This is a genomic window from Streptomyces sp. CBMA29 (assembly GCF_014596445.1).
Classification (GTDB): Bacteria; Actinomycetota; Actinomycetes; order Streptomycetales; family Streptomycetaceae; genus Actinacidiphila.
Map to the genome: position 1 here is coordinate 25292 of NZ_MECL01000261.1, position 21760 is coordinate 47051.

The 21760-nt window shown below is 65.0% G+C and carries 10 protein-coding genes and 1 pseudogene; 6 read left to right on the forward strand and 5 right to left on the reverse strand.

What is annotated here, in order from left to right; translation table 11 throughout:
* Positions 1-73: 73 nt before the first annotated feature.
* On the reverse strand, positions 74-511 hold the full coding sequence (locus BGM09_RS35270; RefSeq protein WP_188285827.1) for an SUKH-4 family immunity protein: 438 nt from the start codon (positions 509-511) through the stop codon (positions 74-76).
* Positions 512-884: 373 nt separating this feature from the next.
* Between BGM09_RS35270 and BGM09_RS35275 the strand changes: the two genes are divergently transcribed.
* A complete protein-coding gene (locus BGM09_RS35275) occupies positions 885-1868 on the forward strand; it encodes a hypothetical protein (protein WP_188285828.1) in 984 nt (327 codons plus the stop codon).
* A gap of 562 nt (positions 1869-2430) precedes the next feature.
* On the opposite strand, the gene BGM09_RS38350 is transcribed toward BGM09_RS35275, so the two are convergent.
* Both BGM09_RS38350 and BGM09_RS35285 read right to left on the reverse strand, forming a co-directional pair.
* The gene (locus tag BGM09_RS38350; protein WP_223188049.1) at positions 2431-4182 is read right to left on the reverse strand and encodes an FG-GAP repeat domain-containing protein; all 1752 of its coding nucleotides are present in this window, start codon (positions 4180-4182) and stop codon (positions 2431-2433) included.
* A gap of 103 nt (positions 4183-4285) precedes the next feature.
* Positions 4286-8065, reverse strand: coding sequence for an FG-GAP-like repeat-containing protein (locus tag BGM09_RS35285; protein WP_188285829.1), 3780 nt, complete (start codon positions 8063-8065; stop codon positions 4286-4288).
* Between the two features lie 711 nt (positions 8066-8776).
* Between BGM09_RS35285 and BGM09_RS35290 the strand changes: the two genes are divergently transcribed.
* From BGM09_RS35290 to BGM09_RS35305, 4 genes are all read left to right on the forward strand, one after another.
* On the forward strand, positions 8777-15385 hold the full coding sequence (locus BGM09_RS35290) for a putative toxin (RefSeq protein ID WP_188285830.1): 6609 nt from the start codon (positions 8777-8779) through the stop codon (positions 15383-15385).
* A complete protein-coding gene (locus tag BGM09_RS35295; RefSeq protein ID WP_188285831.1) occupies positions 15382-16125 on the forward strand; it encodes a HEAT repeat domain-containing protein in 744 nt (247 codons plus the stop codon). The genes BGM09_RS35290 and BGM09_RS35295 overlap by 4 nt, the downstream gene beginning before the upstream one ends.
* A 548-nt stretch (positions 16126-16673) precedes the next feature.
* Entirely contained in the window at positions 16674-17144 is a 471-nt protein-coding gene (locus BGM09_RS35300) for a hypothetical protein (RefSeq protein WP_188285832.1), read from the forward strand.
* Positions 17145-17410: 266 nt separating this feature from the next.
* Positions 17411-18556, forward strand: a complete 1146-nt coding sequence (locus BGM09_RS35305; protein ID WP_188285833.1) for an SMI1/KNR4 family protein — start codon at positions 17411-17413, stop codon at positions 18554-18556.
* A 73-nt stretch (positions 18557-18629) separates the two neighbouring features.
* On the opposite strand, the pseudogene BGM09_RS35310 reads toward BGM09_RS35305, so the two are convergent.
* Positions 18630-19224 (reverse strand): annotated as a pseudogene (locus tag BGM09_RS35310) (transposase family protein).
* 677 nt (positions 19225-19901) lie between these two features.
* Entirely contained in the window at positions 19902-20432 is a 531-nt protein-coding gene (locus tag BGM09_RS35315; protein WP_188285834.1) for a hypothetical protein, read from the reverse strand.
* A 106-nt stretch (positions 20433-20538) separates the two neighbouring features.
* On the opposite strand from BGM09_RS35315, the gene BGM09_RS35320 reads away from it, so the two are divergent.
* Entirely contained in the window at positions 20539-21504 is a 966-nt protein-coding gene (locus BGM09_RS35320) for a WD40 repeat domain-containing protein (protein WP_188285835.1), read from the forward strand.
* Positions 21505-21760 lie beyond the last annotated feature (256 nt).

A 21760-nucleotide genomic window follows, 5' to 3' on the forward strand; every position in this document is an offset into this window, starting at 1 on the left:
TCGTCAGCCGAAATGAGGATCCGCCCGCGAGAAGGCTATAATCTAAATCGGAAGCGAGTATTGCGCGCCCCCATTATTCCATGTAGTCGCCGATAGCTACAGACCACCGAAATTCGTACCAGTACGTACCGGGCTCGACTGCGAGGGGATCGATACGGTAAAGCGCACGTTCCAGTGCTTCGGCGGCCAACTCCCACTCTTCGGGTTCGGATTCTTGAGAGTAATAAGGGTATTGTGAGGCTGCTTCGAGTACTGAGCTGTTGAATAGTGTAATTGATGTATTCGCAAACACAAGGTGATCGAGATCGATTCCGGCGACAATGTTTCCTGTCCGCTGCTGGATGTAGAATTTCGGGCGTGGAGACAGGTCGGCGAAGTGGATATATTCCTCATGGTCGGCATTGGGGGTCACGGTCAGTTCATCGGCAGCGGTCAATCCGAAGAAAGCGCGAGGGGTCTCGATGGTGAGTTTTCCGTCTGGCGTTTTGATGTTGATCAGTTGGATTTTCATAGACCCTCCGCTGCGGCACTGGGCTGGACCGTCAGGATACTCCAGTTGGCAGGCGTGGGATGTTTTTTTCAAGAAGATCACTTCTGGAGTCGTTGAGTGCTGAGCGTCTAGGGTCTGTGTGGTGGCCCGCGTAGGGTCGTCGGTGGCCTTGCGCCGTCGGCGGCTGCAAAATCCCTGAAAGGCACGTGGGGATCTGTCAGGGGTCGGGTCATTGATCCAGCCGAGGTGAAATCCTTGAGGGGCGGTGTCCCTGTGGAGGAGATTCCGGAATAGTCCCGGAAGAATATCCGTAGATACGGAGTGATGGCCGGTGCGGTAATCTCGCTCTTGGTGCCCGTTAGTGTTGCGCAATGTGTGGACATTCAGGAGAAATATGCGTAATGCGCTGGATGTTGTCTTGGAGGTATCGTTCGCGGAGTATTCCCCGGATGGTGTCGTTCCTGTACTGGCGTGGGGCGGAGGCGAGCGGTCTATGGATACCCCTCTGCTGCTCTCGAACGGCACCGGCTATGACGCATGGCGTTGGGATCCGCGTACCGGCGAAGAGTGTTGGAAGTTCGCGGGCGAGGATCTGGTGTCGACCATGTCCGTGGCCACTCCGGCCGGGCATGGTGCTGTGGTCGTGGTGGCCACAGACATCGGGGTGGTGTGTGTCGACGCCGAGACCGGGAGGCCCGTCCCGGTGGGGGCGATGGGTGGGTTCGACGACACGGCGTGGGATGTCACCACGGGTGCGCTGCCCGGCGGGCGGGCATTCGTTGCTGTCGCGGCGCAGTGCGAGCCGTTCATCCATTATTGGGACGCGACCACCGGTGTAGCTCTGGAGCCTCCGCTGACGGGTCCTGACTATCCGCTGAAGACCATCACGTCACTGACACTCAAGGACGGCACGGTCCTCATCGCGGCGGAGGACGAGGCCGGAGTCGTGTACCGGTGGGTCGCGGCGACGGGCGAGCCGTTCGGATCGCCGATTGACGGATACGGCGAATACAACATGAGGATGACGGCGATCACGCGTCCAGACGGCCGGGCCGTCCTGGCATCGCTCGACATGAACGGCAACCTGTCTCGGTACGATGCCGTGAGTGGTGAGCTGCTTGGGCCTCCGTTGCCGATGGGTTCGGACGTGGGGGCCATCGCCGCAGCCTGCTTGAACGATGCCGCGCTCCTGTTCGTGTCGATCGGGGCCGGGCCCACGCTCATTCTCAACGCCGTCACCGGCGAAACAGCCCACCCGCCGGTTCCGGGAAGCAACCCGGCGGCCCTCGCCTGCCCGGACGGCTCCGTCCTTTTGGCCACGGTCCAGACGGCCGACGACCACGCCACGCTCCACCGCTTGACCCGGCCAGCAGGTTAACCTGTCATTTGTTGAGGTCAGCAGATTGTGGACACCAGACAAGGCCAGCCGGGGTCATTTGTGGGGTCCCCTTCGGAGGCGTTGGGCCTCTTCGTGATCATTCTGCCGGCGCAAACATTGCGGCTCCGTCGGTGGACAGCCGGTGGACAGACGGCTTTGGACGGTGCATCACAGGGCGGCACGGGTCAACCTGTTGCACGTGCTCTGATCAGGCAGGAAATCACCAGACAGCACGACCGGGCACCGCGCAACACGATCGCTCACGGTCTCGTAATGCGTAGGTCTCGGGTTCGAATCCCGAAGACGGCTCCACGGTGAACCCCAGGTCAAGCCTCTGACCTGGGGTTTCTTGTTTTCGCTGACCTTGAAATTCGAGCTAAACGGACAGGCGTGATCTACGCATCGCAATGCGTAGGTATTCAGTTGGCCGACAGCGGTCATTTTTCGGCGTGGGGCCCTGAGCTGCGGTTTTATTGCCTTCAACCTTCTATTTTGCGCTCCGAAAAAAGGAATTGGCGGACCAGCGCTCCGAAGCGCATGTGAGAAGTGATGGTTGTGGTGGTCAGAGGAGGGTGTTGTACGCCTGCCAGCCGTCGCTGATCTTGAGGCGGGGCTTGAACGGGGCGGCGGGGTTGCCGGTGCCTTCGTAGTACCAGAGGCCGGTGGGGTCGGTCGCGATGAGGTCGTCGTGGCCGTCGCCGTGGAGGTCACCGACGCCGAGGAGGTGGGTGTAGGCGTTCCAGCCGGGGCCGACCGGGACGCGGCGCGCGTACGGGGCGGCGGGGTTGCCCGTACCGGCGTAGAGCCACAACTCCCCTGTGGTGTCACGGGCGATCAGGTCGGCGCGGCCGTCGCCGGTGACGTCGCCCGCGTGGGTGAGGGCGTTGTACGTGTTCCAGCCGGGGCCGACGGCGGTACGCGGCTGGAAGGGGCGGGCGCTGTCGCCCGTACCCCGGTAGAGCCACAACTCCCCTGTGGCGTCGCGGGCGAGGAGGTCGGCGTTGCCGTCGCCGGTGACGTCGCCGGTTCCGGCCAGCGTGGTGTAGATGTTCCACCCGGTACCGACGCGGGTGCGGGAGCCGAAGTAGCCGCCCGACGGGTTGAGGGTGCCCGAATACAGCCACAGGACACCGGACTTGTCGCGGGCGACGACGTCCCCGGCGGCGTCCCACGTCTGCGGGGCCAGCGAGGTCAGCGCCGTATAGCCGCCCCAGCCGCCGCCGACCAGGTGGCGGGAGCTGTAGGAGGCGGAGTCGTGGGTGGAGCGGATGCCGGGGATGAGCCACAGATCGCCCTTGGCGTCCCGCCCGTAGAGGACCGGGACCATCCCGGCGGGACGGACGTCCGCCGTGAAGTGCAGCGTCTCCGGCGCGCCTACGTACTGCCGTCCCTGCGGGTCGCGGACCTCGATACGGCCTGCGAGGTCGCCGGCGGGCAGCCCCCACACGGCTTTGAAGCTCACATACTGCGACTGGTGGGCGGACGCGCTCCAGTCGATTGCCGGGAAGTCGATGCTGAGCGAACCGTCGGCGCCGCGCGTCCAGGGCATGACGGCGTAGCTCTGACCGTCCGCGCTGAACCGCAGCGTGACCGCCTTCACCAGCTGCTCAGCGGTGTATCCGGCCGCGGCGATCTGCGCCGCACTGAACAGCATCCGGGTGCTGGTGGCCTTCGTCGGCGCAGGAGCCGACCACCGCATCTGGGTGTCGAGCCGCTCCGGGATCGCGTGCGGTCCGCCGGTGACGACCTGCGGGCCGCCGCTGTACCGGACCCCGTCCACCAGGTCCCAACTGGGCGTGAAATACGGCTGGTACACGATCAGGTCGCTCGTCGAGTGGTTGGTGGAGGAGTCCGCGATGTCCTTGCCGGTCGCACCGTCCACCAACTGCGCCTGCACCATGATCTGTCCGTACACCGGGTACGCGGCGCTGATGTGCAGATGCGTCGTCCCGGCCGTCATCGGCGCGCCCTTGACTCCGTTGCCGTCGCTGTCCGCCGCACCGATCTCGACGGTGTCCGGGGACGGCGAACGGTCGACGACCGGCAGTACGTTCCCCGCGTCGTCGGTCACCCGTATGTTGGACGCGCCCGCGTACAGGTCGAGCCGTAGAAACGCGTCCGTGCTCGGCGGCGCGGCCACCGTCAGGTCGATGTCCCCCGCGGGCCCGTACATGTCGATGGCCTGGCTGTGGCTGACCGTCACCGAGGGCACGTCCGAGCCCTCCGCGCTCGCGGACGCGACCGGTACGAGACCGACCAGCGGGGTCAGAACCGCGACGGCGAGCGCGATGCGGTGAGAACGGCGGATACGCAACGTACGTCCTTTCAAAGCCAATGCCTGTCGAGAGGTGAGTGATCGGCCCGGCGCCCGGGTGCGCCGCCCCTGCTATGGAGCGGGACACACCCGGGCACCGGACTCAGGTGGTGATCCGCACAGTTCCCCATGAGGTGTCCGGCCACATGTCACCGACGTTGATGAAGCCACCAGTGCCATTGCCTTGGTAGAGACGGAGAGATCCGTCACCAGCGATGGCACCCAGGTCTGCCTTGCCGTCACCGCTGAAGTCGCCGGGAATGATATCCCGAATATTGGACCAGTCCAGGCTCCCGGATTCCACGGCGGCAGCGAGATGGCCATTCCCGTCGCCCTTGTAGAGGCGCAACACCCCGTCGGACGTGTGGATGGCCAAAAGGTCGCTGTTGCCATCGCCGTTGAAGTCGCCACCGGACAGGAGACGCATCCCGCTCCAGGAGTTGTCGCCCCAGAAATCTACAGGCGGCTTGAGCGTGCCGTCTCCGTTGTTGACGTAGAGGTGAAGGGTTCCATCATTCCAGACCGCGACAAGATCGGTAAGGCCATCGCCATTGAAATCTCCTGCCGTCATCTCCCTTACGATTCCCCAGTTGTTGCTGCCGGGGAAGAGCCTGACGTTGCCCTCAAGACCGCCCGTCCCGGTGCCGTCGTAGCGATGCAGAGATCCGTCGTCCCAGGCAGCGATAATGTCGCTCCGGCCGTCGCCGGTGAAGTCTCCGGCGACCATGAGCCGGACAATGCTCCAACCCGAGTCCCAGATCTGTTTGCCGCTGGTCAGTTTGCCAGAGCCCTGACCGGTGTACAGGTGCAGGGTCCCGTCATTCCAGCCGGCGATGATGTCGGCCTTGCCGTCGCCGGTGAAGTCGTCGGATGGAGTAACGGTCTGAACGTGCGTGCGCGTCCCCAGATTTCCGGCCGTACTCCCCGCGGGCGCGTAAGAGATGTTGTGGACGGCCTGCGCATCGATCGCCCACAGATCGGGTGACGCAGTGCCCGTATTGGCTGCTCCGGCCGATGAGATGCTGCTGATACTGCCAGTGCCCCAACCACTGGAAGCGGTCACCATCTTGGCACTTGGGTCAGCGCCGGCAGGTGAGTCGGGACTTCCCGTGTAGAGGGTGAGCGAGCCAGAGGTGGCGCTCCTTGCCCACAGTGAGGCCTGCCCGTTCACAACACCCGCATAAGTGATCTCGGTGTTCAGGAACGAGCTGTTGATGAGCCGCGGCGTGTCGAAGGTTCCGTACGTGGCCGTGCCAGCGGCCCAGTAGAGCCCGCCATCATCGGTGACAAGCCACAGACCGGGCATGCTCTGCGTCGCGTACTGAGAATTGTCCGCGGCGATCTGGGTTACATGAGACCACTCGACGGCCGGGATGTCAGCGCCGGTTTCCGGATCCTGGCCCGGTGAAAGGATTGCGGACTGCTTCAGATCCGCGCAATTGTCCGGACTCGTGGAGCACGGCACCGGCTCACCGTCACCGTTCCCTTCGTAGATGTACGCCTGCTTGTCGGCGCTGAGAACGAAGATGTCCTGCTCCACGTCTCCTCTGAACGCGCCGACTGCGGTCTTCGCGCCGGTGAAGTCCGTTGCCGGGGCGCCCGGAGCTGTGGACCACAGGTTCACCGGGGTGGCCAGACTGCCGTTTCCGGTTCCGGGGTAGACCCGGAGGTTACCGTCGGCTCCTGGCATGACGAGGTCGGGCTTACCGTCGGCGGTCAGGTCCCCCGTTGCGTCCGGAGTCGTCGGGGGAGCGGTGTTGAAGCTGAAATTGTTCGCAGGCGATTCGTTCCCCGCCTTGTCCACTGCGTAGACGAACAATTGGTCGCGGACGAATCCCATCGGAACGATGCGCAGCGTCGCACTCTGCTTCCCGGCGTCGGGCTTGACGGTGTGCGGCGGGTTGACCGTCGGCGGCGCGCTGCCCCAGTTGTAGGCGTAGTACGCGATATCGGTGACACCGGCCGGCGGGGTGATGTCGAATTCGAACTGCGTCCGTGCCGGTGGCGTCAGCGGCGGGGCGTCGTCACCCGCCGGGTAGATGTCGGGGGACGTGATGCTCGGCGCACCAGGAGCCGTGGCATCGACCTTGAAGGTCTTGGTGACGACGGACGCCGCGTGCGCCTTGTCCCCGTCGTCGGCCTGGGCGGTCCACGTGTACGTGCCGGTGGGCAGGTAACCCGCACGCCAACTGATCGTCCCCTGTTGGGTGACAGTGGTGCTGGGCTCCACCGGCTGCGCCGGTGATCCGGCTACCGGGTAGACCGTCTTGCCACTGCTGTCCTTGCCCGTGAGCGTGAACTTCGCCTGCACCGGGGCTCCGGCATCCGCATCGTAGACACTGGCGTTGAGAAAGACCGTCGTGTGCCCGATAGTGCTCGCGGAAGGACTGGTGGCGGCCGATGTCACCGTCGGGACGGTGTTGTATTCAACGGTGACGGTGGGGTTGTTTGCGAAGCGCCGGAAGTTCAGCCCGCTTCCCTCATCAGCGGGTGTCGCACTCAGCATCAGTCCGACCGAGGACAGCTTGCCGTCATGTGCCCGGGTGAAGGCGTCCTTCACATCGAAGCCCTTGGATGGAGCGGAACTGCACGCGCTCCCGTAGGACTGAGTGTCCTGAAGGGTGATGTCCAGTGGCCTTTTGTCCCATGTGGTGGAGCTGCTCAGAGCCCCCTTGAAATAGAAGGCGTTGACGTTGGACGTCACCGAACAGGACGCGGAGTAGACCTCCTGCGCTTTGAACGTGGCGCTGATCACCCGCGCTCCGGCGTTCCACAGGTGTGTATCGGTCTTGAATTGGTAGAGGGCACGTTCAACACCGATACAGCCGCTGAAGTCGTTGAGTCCCACGCCGGGGGTGTTGTACGGAGCGGTGGAGGAGTTGAGGGCGTTCTTGCTCGGGCAGCCCTGCTGGATCTCGTCGTACGCGGTCTTGGGATCGTTGCCCGGCATCGGATTGAAGTCCGGGTCGATGTAGACCGGGTAGTGGGTGTCCGCCCCGCGCAGGACCGTGGTGTCGGGCGTGAGGGTGAGATGCCCATTGGTGACGTGCGTCGCGACCGTGCCGGTCTTGGCTCCGTAGCCGGGCGCCGTTGAGGAGGACGAGGCAGTTGCCGCTGCCGACGACTCCCGGTCCACTGCCGCCGCACGCCGTGAAGCTGCCGCACCACTCGTGGCGGTCTGCGTGCTGGAATCCCACATGGCCGCCGTGGGAGAAGTGAAGACCGGAACGCCGTCGCGGTCGGCAACGACAACGCTGCCGCTGGCGTCGCCGTTGACCGTCAGATCAGGTGCGTCGGCGTTCAGCACGAGGGTGGAGAGCGCGGGATTCGCCGCCGCGGTGGCGTCCTTGACGATCAGGACTTCGGTGAAACCGCCGAGCGGGCTCACGGTCGCCTGGAGATCGACTCCGGGAAGTACATCGCCGTACGTGGCGGTCGAACCGGAGACCGTCGGCACCGGCAAGGGAGCGGGCCAGGACAGAGCCAGTCGACGGCCCACGGATGTCATGGTTGCCAAAGGCGTCGAGCCGCCACCGGAGAGGGAGATGCCCGAAGGTACGGCCTTTGGCTGAAGGGCGCCGTCCGCGGCCGTGTGCAGAGTGGTGTCGACCGGAATCCAGGCGTCCGCCCGCCGCACCCGCGTCGGATAGACGGACTCCGTGACACTGAGCGTGCCCGACGGATTGGCGGTCACGGTCTCCGTGGCCGTCGTCAGGGACGGTATGTCGACGGCAGCTCCGGAGCTCTTTGCCTGCGCGACCGCTTCGGCTGCTGTCGTACCGATGTCTGCCGAAGCGGACGGCGCCTGGGTATCGGCGTGCGCGAGCGTGGACGCGCCCAACGGGATCGTCAGTCCTGAAGCGAGGATTGCCGCGCTGAGCATGACACGCGGAGGACGAACCCACCGGCTGCCACGATGATTTCGCGCACCACGGCGCCTACCTATGGGCATGAGCCCCCCCTTGTTCCTGGCGGCGCGTTCGGCCGCCCGGTGATCTTGGTGTGACAGCGCCTCCGTGCCGCTCTTCGCTCGGTCCCCTCCGGAGAGAGATGGGCAGGGTGAGTCGGCTGTCAACTTGTGCATCCTCACTCAGAATTATTCAAGAAACGTTCACGCAATGGTCAAGAATCCTTTGCGCCCTTCCATCTGACCTGGGACGACTCGTACGGTTCGCAGGCTTGACGATCTCTGGGGAGGGGTTCTATGTCTGCGTCTTGGGGGGCCCGGTCCGTCGGCCGCACCGCAGGTGCTCGGCGACGGGTCGGAAGACGGTCGGCGAGCGTGGTGCAGACCGCGGTGCTGGGCCTGATGGTGTCGCTCCTCGGAGTTCCGGCTGTCGCGTCCGCCGCTCAACCGAACCTTCCGGACGCGCCTTTGACTAAATCCGTGTCCGTGCACGCCCTGCCGCACGGAACGACAACGCCGTCCCCCGCGGCATCGTGGCGACCCCGGGACGTACGCTGGCCGGCAGCCGCTTCCGGTACGGCGGACATTGAGGCGCCCGCCTCCCAGGGCAAGTCGGCGAAAGCAAGGACGGACGCCACGGCCGGCGGCGCCGTCTCATGGACACGAGCAGGCGCCCTCCCTGTGCTCGTGAAGCCCGGAACACCGTCGAAGACCGCAAAGTCAGCGGCCTCGACGGGCGGCGCGCCGGCCCATGTCACGGTCCGGCTTCGCGATCACGGCGCGGCGACCGAAGCCGGGGTCAACGGCCTGCTGTTCACCGCGAGCGTCCCCGCCGGAACGGACGGCGGGCCGGTCTCCGTAGCGGTGGACTATTCGGGGTTCAAGGACGCGTACGGCGGCGATTGGTCGTCGCGACTCCGCCTCGTACAACTTCCGCCGTGCGCCCTGACGACACCCACGAAGCCGGAATGTCAGAAGCAGACGCCGGTAGCGAACAGCACCAACGACGCAACCGGCTCGCAGATCACCGGCACGGTACGGATCGCCTCCGCCCCGGCGGGCACCGGTACGATCCTGCTCGCTGCGACGTCCAGCACCGCGAGCGGCGGCGGCGACTTCTCGGCCACGCCTCTGTCCCCGTCGGGTTCCTGGTCGGCGGGCGGCAACAGCGGCGACTTCACGTACTCGTATCCGATCTCCGTACCGCCCACACCCGGTGACCTGACGCCCAACGTGGAATTGAGCTACTCCTCGCAATCGGTGGACGGCCGACTTCCTTCCACCGACAACCAGCCGAGCTGGATCGGCGAGGGCTGGGACTACTCGCAGGGAGCCGTCACCCGGTCGTACATACCGTGTAAGGACGACCCCGCAGGCACCGCGCCCAAGACCTCGGACAACTGCTGGGCCGGGGAGATCCTGCACATCGTCTTCAACGGTCGCTCCCAGGACATCGTCTACGACGCCTCGACGCCCACGAACTACAGCCTCTCCGCCGACCCCACGGCGAAGGTCGAGCTGAAGACGACGGGCACGACCACGCAGAACGACACCTATGACGGCGACTACTGGAAGATCACCGACGACGGCAAGACGTACTACTACGGCCGCAATTCCATTCCCAGCTACGGGACCACGCATTCCGCCTGGACCGTGCCGGTGTACGGCGCACACGACGGCGACCCGTGCCACAAGTCGACGTTCGCCACCTCCTCGTGCCAGCAGGCATGGCAGTGGAACCTCGACGAGGTCGTCGATGCTCACGGCAATGCGATGGTCTACTACTACAACCAGCACACGAACTACTACGGTGCGAACGGTGCCACCACGGGTGTGAAGTACACCCGCGAGGGCTGGCTGGACCACATCGACTACGGACTCGGCAACGGCAGCACCACCGCCCCCCAGCGCGTCCAGTTCACAGTGGGAGACCGCTGCGTCGCCGGCACGTGCGACCCGATCGGCTCCAACACCGCGAACTGGCCGGACGTCCCGTGGGATCTCAACTGCGACAGCGGTGCCTCCTGCGCCATTCACTCGCCTGCGTTCTTCGCGACCTTCCGTCTGAAGTCGATCGCGACGCAGATCTACGACTCGACGGCGAAGAAGTACAAGGATGTCGACGAGTACTTGCTGGCGCAGAGCTTCCCGAGCCCCAACGACGGCAACCAGAAGCCGGCGCTGTGGCTCGACTCGATCACTCACACCGCCGATGCGGGGACTCTGCCTCTGCCGCCGGTGAAGTTCTCGTACATTCGACTGGCCAACCGGTTCAACGTCCGTGACGGTTATCCGGACCTCTTCAAGATGCGCATTGCCGGTATCACGACGGAGTCCGGCGAATCGATCAGCGTCAACTACAGGGCGCCGACCGGCTGCAGCACGGCGACCAATCCTTCGACGAACACCACCGCCTGTTTCCCGATGTACTGGACGCCGGACGGTCTCGCCACACAGTTCCTCGACTGGTTCAACAAGTACGTCGTGTCGTCGGTCACCCAGAACGACAACACAAGGGCGTCACCGGAAAGCACCGTCACCTCCTACGACTACAGCGTCGGCAAGGCCGCCTGGCATTACGACGACAACGAGGTGGTCAAGGCCAAGTACCGTACGTACGGGCAATGGCGTGGATACAGCGCCGTCAGGACGCTCGTCGGCGAGGCCACCGAAGGACAGACCGTTTCGGAGACCCGCTACTACCAGGGGATGAACGGCGACACCCTGCCGGGCGGCACCACCCGCTCCGCGAACGTCAGCCTGTCGGGCGATGTCAGCGTGCCCGGTGAGGCGACGTTGGTCGCCGACGCCGACGAGTTGGCAGGCAACGTCCGCGAGACCGTGACGTATCGGGGCGTGAGCGGGCCGGCGGCGACCGCTGTCGTCGACGACTACTGGGTCAGCGCTGCGAAGGCGACGCGCTCCCGCACCGGACTGCCGGATCTGGAAGCCGAGATGGTCCGCAACGCGGCCATCACCAACTCCACCGCGGTGACTTCCGCTCCGCAGACTTCCTGGCGCACCGATCGCGTGTCGTACGCCTACGACAAGAGCACCGGCTTGCTGCGCTACACCGACGACCAGGGCGACATCGCGAAGCCGGCGCAGGAGACCTGTGCCACGACCTCGTACGCACCGGTCAACGCGGACCTCAATCTGGTCGGCCTGGTCAGCGAGGTGGAGACGGTCCAGGGCAGTTGCGGCGCCGGTGAGGCCGGCACTTCCGACGGCCACGGCGCGCCCACGGGGGTCAACCGTCCCGCCGATGTCATCTCCGACACCCATACCTACTACGAAACCCCCGCCCCGACGTCCTGGCCACCCTCGCTACCCGCGTCGCAGGCGACGCCGACCCTGGGCGAGCCGACGCTCGTGGCCCAGGCGCAGAACTGGGCCGGTGGAGCATTCGGCTACCAGGTGAAGTCCGCAGCCTTTTACGACTCCTACGGTCGTGTCAGCCGGGGATGGGACGCTCTGGGCAACCTGACGAAGACCGACTACGTCACCACCAACGGTCAGACGACGGGTTTCACCGTCACCAATCCTCTCGACCAGGCGACGACCACCACCCTCGACCCGAGCCGAGGTCTTGCCACCAAGGTCGTTGACCCCAACAGTGCGACAATCGAAACCGCCTACGACGCTCTGGGCCGCACAACAGGGGTCTGGCTTCCCGGCCGGTCCAAAGCCACGCAGACCGCCAACTACACGTACGCCTACGCGCCTTCGCAGACCTCGCCGCCTGCCGTGACGACGAAGGCGCTCACCGAAGGCGGCAGTTACGCCACGTCCGTCGAGATCTACGACGGGCTGCTGCGCTCGCGTCAGACCCAGAGCCAGACTCCCCAGGGCGGACGGCTGCTGACCGACACCTTCTACGACAGCCGCGGTCTGGTCTGGAAGGCGAACAACGCGTACTGGGACGGCTCCAGTACCCCCGGCGCCACGCTGGTCGGAACCACGGACCCGCAGGTCACCGACCAGATTCTGACTACGTACGACAGCCTCGCCCGGCCGGTGCTGACCGAATCCCAGGACAAGGGAACGGTCAAGGAGAGGATCCAGACCGTCTACGGCGGCGACCGCGTCACCACCATTCCGCTGACCGGCGGCACCGTGACAAGCACGGTCACTGACGCCCGCGGCCGCACCACGGAGACCGACGCCTACCAGTCGACGCCCACCGTGACCGGAGACCAGATCACCGGCGGCAGTCCGGCCGCGACCAAGTTCACTTTCGACGCGACCGGCAGCCACGGCCAGAACTCGGCCATCACCGACCCCGGTTCCAACCAGCGCACGTACACCTACAACCTGCTCGGCGAGAAGATCTCGCAGACCGACCCGGACACCGGCACCAGCACCATGGGGTATGACGCCGACGGGCGTCTGACATCCACCAGGGACGCCCGGGGCAAGACGATCTTCACCACCTACGACGTACTGGGCCGCAGGAGTGCCCAGTACGACGGTCCCGACGCCGCGTCCCACAAGCTCGCCGACTGGACGTACGAAAATCCCGCGGTTCCGCACGGCCTCGGCCGGATGACGGCGTCGACACGCTACGACTCCGCAGGCAACGCCTACGTCCAGGCCGTCAACGGCTACAACATCCAGGGCAACCCGACCAAGATCACGACCACGGTCCCAAGCAATGTCACCGGCCTGGCCGGCTCCTACGGCTACTTCTATGGATACACGCCCAACCTGGGACTACCGCTGTCCACGACCTACCCGGCGGTCGGCAATCTTCCGTCGGAGAAGGTCTCCTACGGCTACAACTCCATGGACATGGTGGACTCCGTGGGCGGCCTGTCCACGTACGCCCGCGATACGACCTTCGACGCCTTCTCACGGGTGTCCCAAGCTGTCGACGGGGCTTCGGCGACCAACAGCGCGGTGTTCACCAATACCTACGACGAGCACACCGGCGCGCTGAACAACGCGAACATCAGCCGGTCCACCGCACCGGAGAACCTCCAGGACACGACGTACACGCGTGACCTCGCCGGCAACATCACCAAGATCAGCGACAGTCGGCTCGGCTCGGCCACCGACACCCAGTGCTTCGCCTACAACGGGCTCGACCGTCTCACCGACGCGTGGACCGCGACCGACAACTGCGCCGGCGCGCCCACGGTCGCGGGCACCAACCCCACAGTCGGTGGCGCGGACCCGTCCACCACGTACTGGACGTCCTGGACCTTCGACGTCGACGGCAACCGCAAGACCCAGGTGAATCACGGCACTTCAGGCATCAGTGCCGACACGACCACGGCGTACACCTACGGAAAGGCCGACGCGCCGGCGACGCAGCCCGACACCCTCACCGGCACACGGACCACCGCTCCTGACGGCACCGTCACCGGCGGCACCTACGCCTACGACGCGACCGGCAACACCACCACCCGCACTACGACACCCGGCACGGACACACTGGTCTGGAACGACGAGGGACAGCTCGCGAGCTTCAAGACCACCGGCCAGGACAACCCCACCAGCTACACCTACGACGCCGACGGCAATCAGCTTCTGCGGACCGATCCCGACGGGAAGACCACGCTCTTCCTCTCCGACCAGGACGTGGAGTACGACCCGTCGGTGCCCGGCGCCGGTGCTGTCACCGCGACCCGGTACGTCGCCCTTCCCGGCGACGTCACCTGCACCCGTACCGGTCCCGGCGACGCCTACAGCTACATCGCGTCCAACGACCAGGCGACCGGCACCACGCAGCTGACCGCCACCGATCACACGCCGACGTTCCGGCTCCTCGATCCGTACGGCAACCCCCGCGGTACACAGCCGACCGACTGGCCCGGTAGCAAGGGCTTCGTGGGCGGCACCCAGGACCCGACCACCGGCCTCACCCGCCTCGGCGCCCGTGACTACGATCCGGTCCTCGGCCGCTTCACCTCCGCCGACCCTCTCTTCGAGGCCACCGACCCCAACCAGGTCGGCGGCTACGCCTACGCGGGCGACAGCCCGGTCACCTCCAGTGACCCCAGCGGTCTCCAGTCGGGCGACACCGGCGGAGGCGGTAATCGCATCCACCACCCCGCTTCCGACTGCCCGCCCTTCTGCAGCGTCGACGATCAGCCCCACGGCCCCAGCGGCCCCCACGGCGCCAACCGGAACCCCGACGGCAGCGAGGGCGGCGGAGACCTCGGGGACAGCGGTACGCAGGAAATAACCGACAACTCGCCGACCTCGAACGATTCGGGCTCGGTCGGATCGCAGCTCTACGGCGGGGGCAAGAACAAGACCGGGTCCGGCGCCGGCGGGTACTGGCACCCGGAATACAAGGGGCACGCGGTCTGCTACGGCCGCACCGGTTGCACCATGGCGTACAACTACCTGCTGCACCACCCGAAGGACGTCGCCGGCGCGAAGGAGATCGCCGCCACCTACTGCATCGACCACATGTCCGAGTGCCAGCACGACGCCGAGATGTGGGACTGGACGATCGAGGCAGAAGCCCAGCTGCCGCTGCTCATCTTCGATGTCCCCGAACTTTCCGAAGTCGGCGAGAGCAAGGCGAGTGCCTGCGCGCGGAACAGCTTCACCGCGGACACCAAGGTCCTCAAGGCCGACGGTAAAGCCGTCCCGATAGCGACAGTCAAGGTCGGTGACGAAGTCCTCGCGACGGACCCGGTCACGGGCACCACCCAGGCCCGGCCTGTCACCGACGTCATCGTCACCACGACGGACAATGACTTCACCGACCTCACGGTCGGAACCGGCGACGGCTCCCACACCATCACCTCGACCCAGCACCACCCGTACTGGGACGCCACCGACCACCAGTGGAAGAACGCTGCCGACCTCCACCCCGGCGACAAACTCCGCCAGCCCGACGGCACTTTGCTCACCGTCTCGGCAGTCCGCAATTACCGCCACAGCGAGACCACGTACAACCTCACCGTCGACAAGCTGCACACGTTCTATGTGCTGGGGGGTGATACGTCGGTCCTCGTTCACAACGCTGGCGGTCCAGGGCCGTGTATCGTTGGGCAGCAGGGCGAAGCTTCTGCTGGAATTACCAAGAATACCGAAACGCTTCGCATCAATGGACGTAATCGAATTCCAGACGAACTTGACCATTCTGCCGGTGTGATTGGCGAGGTGAAGAACGTTAAATATCAGCATCTTTCGACGCAAATTAAAGATGATCTCCAGTATGCTGCGGCCAACGGGTACCAGGTGCGCCTCTATGTGCGGGGTAGTACGCGACTCTCGGGTCCTCTGCAGGCCAGGGTGGACTCCGGCGAAATCAAACTCATCAGGAACTTGCCATGAAGCACGACGAAAATCTACCCGGTGAAGGACGACGTCTCACCAGATCTGAGAAAATAGAGTTCATCAATAGTTCTTCCTCTCTTGAGTCGAAGGCGCGCGATCCTCATGTGACCAGGCGGAGGCAGCTGTATTCTGAAAGTGCCGCTGGCGTTCTTGCTGATCTTGCTGGGTGTGGATTTGAAGTGCAAAGCGTTGGGCAGTTGCGCCAGCTAGGAGTGAAATACCAAGCTGCAGTACCATTGCTTTTGGGATGGATTCCGAGGGGAAGATATCTTCCGCTGGTTGAGGACATTGTTAGAACGCTGTCTGTCGATTTCGCTAAGGCTGAGGCTCTGCCTGTATTCTTGACCCTGTTTCGCCATCCTCCCGCTGTTGAAGATTCGATGCGCCCCAAGGCTTCGCAACCTGCTGAGGAGCACATCCGATGGGTGATCGGGAATGGCCTCGGCGTATTTGCAAACCCCTCGGTTGCTAGCGAATTGATCTCGCTCGCCACGAGTCGAGAGTACGGAGTTGCCCGAACGCAGATCGTCTTGAATCTTCCCAAAGTGAAAAGTGCCGAAGTTCCTGAGATTTTGTTGGGGCTGCTCGACGATCCGACGGTTATCGACTCTGCGGTCGAATCCCTAGGAAAGATGAAATTCTTTGAGGCTCGTGAGCGTATTGAAGGCCTGCTCGACCATTCGGATATCAATGTTCGAGATCAAGCAAAGAAGGCGCTGAAACGCCTCGGCGGTTGATCAGGCGCCGGTGAAAAAATTTTGGACACCTATTCAGACAGATGATGGTGTACTTGGCGCGGGTAAGGCGACAGCGGCGAGCCGTGTGATGATCCGATTTCATCTCGTATCTCTCACCTCGCTGACCGTGATCCAGCAATAGTCGCGGGCCAGGGGTCCGTGTGCTCGAATTGGATCTGAGCAGGTGCTGAAGCAGGAATGGGAACACAGTGAGATCTGGGGCATCGTGGGCTGTGTTGGCAGTCTGTGCGGTAGTGCTGTCGGGCGCAGTGAGTGCGTGTGGTGGGGGTGGGGTGCAGCAGGCGGGGGAGCGACCCTTGGGCAGCGCGAGTGCGGCGGGGACGCGGTCTGTGCACTCGGCCGTGCCGGCGAGGACGCTGAGTCAGGACGAGCTTCAGCGGGGCGTCGTAGGTGCGAAGGACATACCGGGATGGACGACCGGTACCGTGGCCGGTCGCGGCGGCGATGGTGTCGAGATCGCCCCCCGCATTCTTGATGTCTCCAAGTGGCCGCGTACGTCACCAGCCGCGTGTCAACCGCTGGACCGTATGACCTCGTTGAGCAGCGACTACCAGTACTTCGCTGTGGTGGAGCAGAAGGTCAGCCCCGCCTCCGGGGACGGCCCGATCACCGAAATGGCGCTGACCTCGTACCGGCCCGCGGAGGCTCTCGAGGTCATCGCCGATCTGCGGACGTCGATACGGACGTGCTCCGACTTCTCGCAGCCGGGCGGGGGATACGAGTACACCCATCCGCAGGCGCTGACCGATCCGAAGGTCGGCGATGAGGCCATTGCGTACCGCCTCACGCAGGTCGTCCCCAGTGTCGACGGCAATGGGGATCCGGATGGCGGTCAACCGGTCGATGTCCCCTTCCACTTCGTGGTCGTGCGTTCCGGGGCAACGATCGTGTCGTTCTACACCATGACTTTCCCCGGTGGGCACGGCACCACCGACGTGCCGATGGACGTGGTGAAGTCCCAGATCGCCAAACTCGGGCGGCTGCTCCAGCGCTCGTAGCGAATACAACGTGCAGGGCGCGGCGGCACGGCCGTCGGTTGTCGGAGTACGACAGTCTCACTGAGCCTCTTCGAGTTGGCCACCGATCGGGTGATTGCGACTGAGTGCTGCAGCGTCGAGTGGGTGGCTGCAGCGTCCGGTGCCAGCAGCTTGGTGGGCCGGGACAAGGGGCCACTCGAATCTTGCCGGCCTGAACGCCAACCCGGCGGCAAGGCCGGTGAGCGACGATCAAGCTGTTGTCAGCCGCTGGTTCTAAGGTCGGCCCTATGACAACAGACCTGGTCCAGGACTCATGGACTCGCATCGACGCGTGGCTGCGCGAGCACGCGCCCCGCACGTTTGCCACGCTTCGGCCGCCCGCAGGAGACGAGGAGATCGCAGCAGCGCAACAGGAACTGGGGGTCACTTTTCCTCCGGACCTGGTCGCTTCACTCCTCCGGCACAACGGGGCGCTGGAGGGACCTGAGGCTTTTCGCTTCAGTACGGGCGACCGGCTGCTCGGAGTGAGTGGAATCCTCGGGGACACCGGGTTCATGCGCGGCATCGACCAGGCTCTCGGCGGGGAGACTGAGGGCTACTGGCTTCACGATTACGTGAAGTTCGGTTCTTACGACGTGACGTCGGACGGTCTTGTGATGGATTGCCGTACCGGGCGGGACTCCTTCGGTGCGATCGGACGGTTCTTCGACGAGACCGGCACCAGTTTCGGGCAGGCCGACTCGCTGGGTGAGTATCTGGCCGAACTGGCCGGCACGCTTGAGCGCGGCCAGGACGCCGGTGTCGTCACCTTCAACGGCCGGCTGTTCTGGGAGGGGCATCCGCCTGCCAGGCCGCAGTACAGTGCCGACGAGCCCCTTCCCGCACCAGATGAGCAGCTGCCGGAGCTGGACCTGTCCTACAGTCCCACCGACCTCCTCCACGTGAGCCACCTGGACGGGCATGAGGAACTCGGTGTGCTGATCGCGACACTGCCGTATGAGCGGGTGGTTGAGGCCGCGCGGAAGCAGCTGCGCAGACTGGCGGTCGAAACGGGCCTGAACCACTACCCGGAGGTCAAGACAGCCCTGGACGCGTGGGAGCGCGGTGTGGCCCCGCCACAGCCGGACCAGACCGGCCCGCTCGCCTTGCGACTCCGCGCGGTGCTCGCACAGGCCGACACCGGCCGAGATCACACACGCAGGTGGGCCGCGGAGAAGATAGCCCTCGGGATCTGGGGGTCCCCGTACAGGTCCGTGTGCGAGAGCGCGGAGACCCGGAGTCACTTTACTCTCGACTGGCGTGCGGACCTGCATGCGGACCTGGGCAATCAGCCCCTGCCACCGATACCTGACGACCGATTCTGGGGGACGCTGCGCAACCCCGCCATAGACTCCAGTTGGTACGCGGCCCAGTACAGCCAAGATCAGGACTGACCCCAGGGGTTTCGGTGGCGGGTGAGCCCTTCATGTGGCGGTTATCGCCAGACGAAGCGCTCACTAAGGATCTTCAGCGCTGCCGCTCCAGCGTGAGGATGGCCTTGACGATTGACGTCATGCGGTTGGGGCTGCACCGGCACCTGCGGAAGATCCGCCAGGATGGGAACGCCCTGGCGCTCGCGGATCCTGATGATCTGGTGGGTGCGGGCGGCGGTCAAGTCGTGTGTGCGGCCCGGCAGGGCGGGCGAGAGCCACAGCAGCCGGCCGTAGGGGTCGGTGACGACCTGCACGTTCACTCCGTGGCGCCGGTGTTTGTGGGAGTAGTCGGCCTGGCCGTCGCCGACCCGGTCGCACTCTGCAATGGTGCCGTCGAGCAGGATGAAGTCGGGATCGTGCTCGCGCAGCGTCTTGAGCAGGCCCGGTGCTCGTTCGGCGAGCAGGTCGACGACCGCGCGGGTGTAGGCGTGGGCGGTGGACTCGCTGATCCCGAACCCGGCGGCGATCTTCGCCAGAGTGGTGTGCTCTCGCAGGTACACCAGTGCCACCATCGCCCGCTGGGACGGACGGAGCTTGCAGCGCCGGTCGCCCTCACGAGTGGCAACCAGCATGGTGACCCACTCCACGAGGGCATGCGGCAGGTCAAGTGCGGCAGGATGGATGACCAACGAGACCCCCGGGCAACGTGATTGAGACGTCAGACATCTCGATCAACAGCTCGGGGGCCTCGTTCGTTGCGCTTCACGACCATCACCCGATCGGTGGCCAACTCGAAGAAGCTCAATGAGCGAGGACTTCGGCGCCTCCGGTGGTCGGCCGGTGGCCGGACGCCTTTGGACGACGTAACACGAGGCAGCGCAGGCCAACAAGCCGCGCGTGCTCTGATCAGGCAGGACAGCATCAGCCAGCACGACGGGGCACCGTGCACCACGATCCCTCACGGTCTCGTAATGCGTAGGTCTCGGGTTCGAATCCCGAAGGCGGCTCCGGGAAACCCCAGGACTCACTCGCCGTGACCTGGGGTTTTTCCTGATTTCTGACCATGGAATGTGCGCCAGCGAGGGCATTTTGACCCACGCATTCCGATGCGTTGGTCGGCTGTTCGCTCTACGTAGCGGCTGAGGATGTTCGTACGCAGAAAAGTCGCTTGAGCTGGTCTTTCTTCATAGAGGCTCGGCTGTGGATGCGCGGCGGGTGGGTTGTCGGCAGGCCAGGGGAGCGCATTGGAATTGATTTCTCGTCAGTTGCGACCTCGCGGCGTCGGCTCCCGACAAGGTGTTGCTTCGAAGAGGGGTGCGGTGATCGGCCGGGACCGGTGGTCACCGCACCCCTTCGCCCAGATGAGTCAGCTACTGGCTCGCTGGGTGGCGACCATGGCTCCGACGAAGTTGGGCTGGATGCCGACGTTGCCGTCGCTGGGGGCGCTGTCGGTGAGGTATTGCTGGGCGAGGTCTTGGTAGTAGGTGTTGTTGGGGTAGGTGTTGGTGCCGCTGGTGTAGATGTCGGCGGCTTTGACGGTGTCGGAGGTGTCGTTGCCTGCGGTGGAGACGGCTTTGGCGAAGTCGATGGCACCGTCGGCGGCACCGCCCAGGTAGAGCTGGTTGGCGCTGTCCAGGATGTAGGCGTTGACTGCCTCGCGCGCTGTCTCCTGGGTTGCGGTGTGGGTGCCGGCGAACGGGGGGATGGTGGCCACGTACACGGTCAGTTGGCCGGATGCGTTGCCGATGCTGACGTTGTAGTTGGTGCTGTCGTCGGTGTAGTAGGCGCGCAACTGAGATGCTGTCGCGCTGAGTTGGTTCTCGACTGTGGTGGCGCAGGTGTTGCTGTCGCTGCTGGTGCAGGTGAGCAGGTCGCTGGAGCCGGAGGAGATGAGCACGGTGCGGACGTTGGTCTGGCTGAACTCTGGGAACGCCTAAACTGCCCCGTTGCCGGCCCGTACGCACGAGTGCGGGTCTCGGAACCGACTCACCTACGGAGGATCCATGCTGAGGCTGGTCCCCGTGTCGACGATCGCCACGGATCCTGCACGCCTGGCCGTGCCGAAGCTGGCGGATGACGGAGCAGGCGAGGCCATGCTGCTCACCAGCGCCGACGACTACGACGTGCGGCGATGGGATATTCACACCGGTGAGTTGATGTGGCACTTTCCCGGCGAGGACCTGGTGTCCGAGATCACCGTGGCGTATCCGCCGGGAGGCGACCCGCTCGTTGCCGTGGCCACAGACATGGGCGTGGTGCGGGTCAACGCCGTGACCGGCTCGGTTGTGCCCGATGAGGATCTTGCGGAAATCGACACCATCTGGGACATCACCAGCGGCACCTTGCCCGACGGGCGGGCGTTCATCGCGGGCGCCGGCCACGTCGATGGCCTTGTTCACTACTGGGACGCGGCGACGGGCGAACCTCTGGGTCCGCCACTGGCCGGTCGGGACCGTCCGGTCAAGACCATCACGTCATTGACGCTCCAGGACGGCACGGCAGTCATCGCGTCGGAGGACGAAGCCGGCGTCATCCTCCGATGGAACGCGGCCACGGGGCAGCGGCTCGGCGCACCCGTCCACGGCCCCGGCACCTACAACATGCAGATGATCGCACTGACTCTGCCCGACGGACGCGCCCTGCTGGCCTCGATGGACATGAACGGCACCCTGTCGCGCTGGGACGCGGTCACCGGCGAGGCGATCGGCACGCCCCTGCCAATGGGGCCGGACGCCACCACACTGGCCGGAGCGTGTTGGGAGGGTGGCGGGCGGCTGCTCATCTCGACGGTCGGCGGTGGCATCCAGGTCCGTGACGCCCTCACCGGCGACGAGACCGACGCGGAACTGCCCGGCGTCAACGCCTCCGTCCTGACGTGCCCCGACGGTTCTACGCTCCTCGCCACGGGAAGCGTGCCCCGAGGCGCCGTTCATGTGTACCGGCTGGACACGCCGCCCCGTAGCTCGTAGCGACGGGGTTCGGAGACCTGGTGCCTTCGTGAACCGAGGAGTGCTGTTCCCGTACCTCTACACCGTGGTTGGTGCCCCCTTCCTGGCCGGATACCTCTGGGAGTGGAGACAGCCCACGGATCCCGCGCTGAACCGAACCGCGAGATCAGGTCAGGTCAGGTCTCTCCCTCGCGGGGCTCGCACCCGTCGTCCCATACGCATCCCAGAGGAATCACCTTCACCCTCGCCCACGTCTCCGCCCGGACCGCCACGCTGC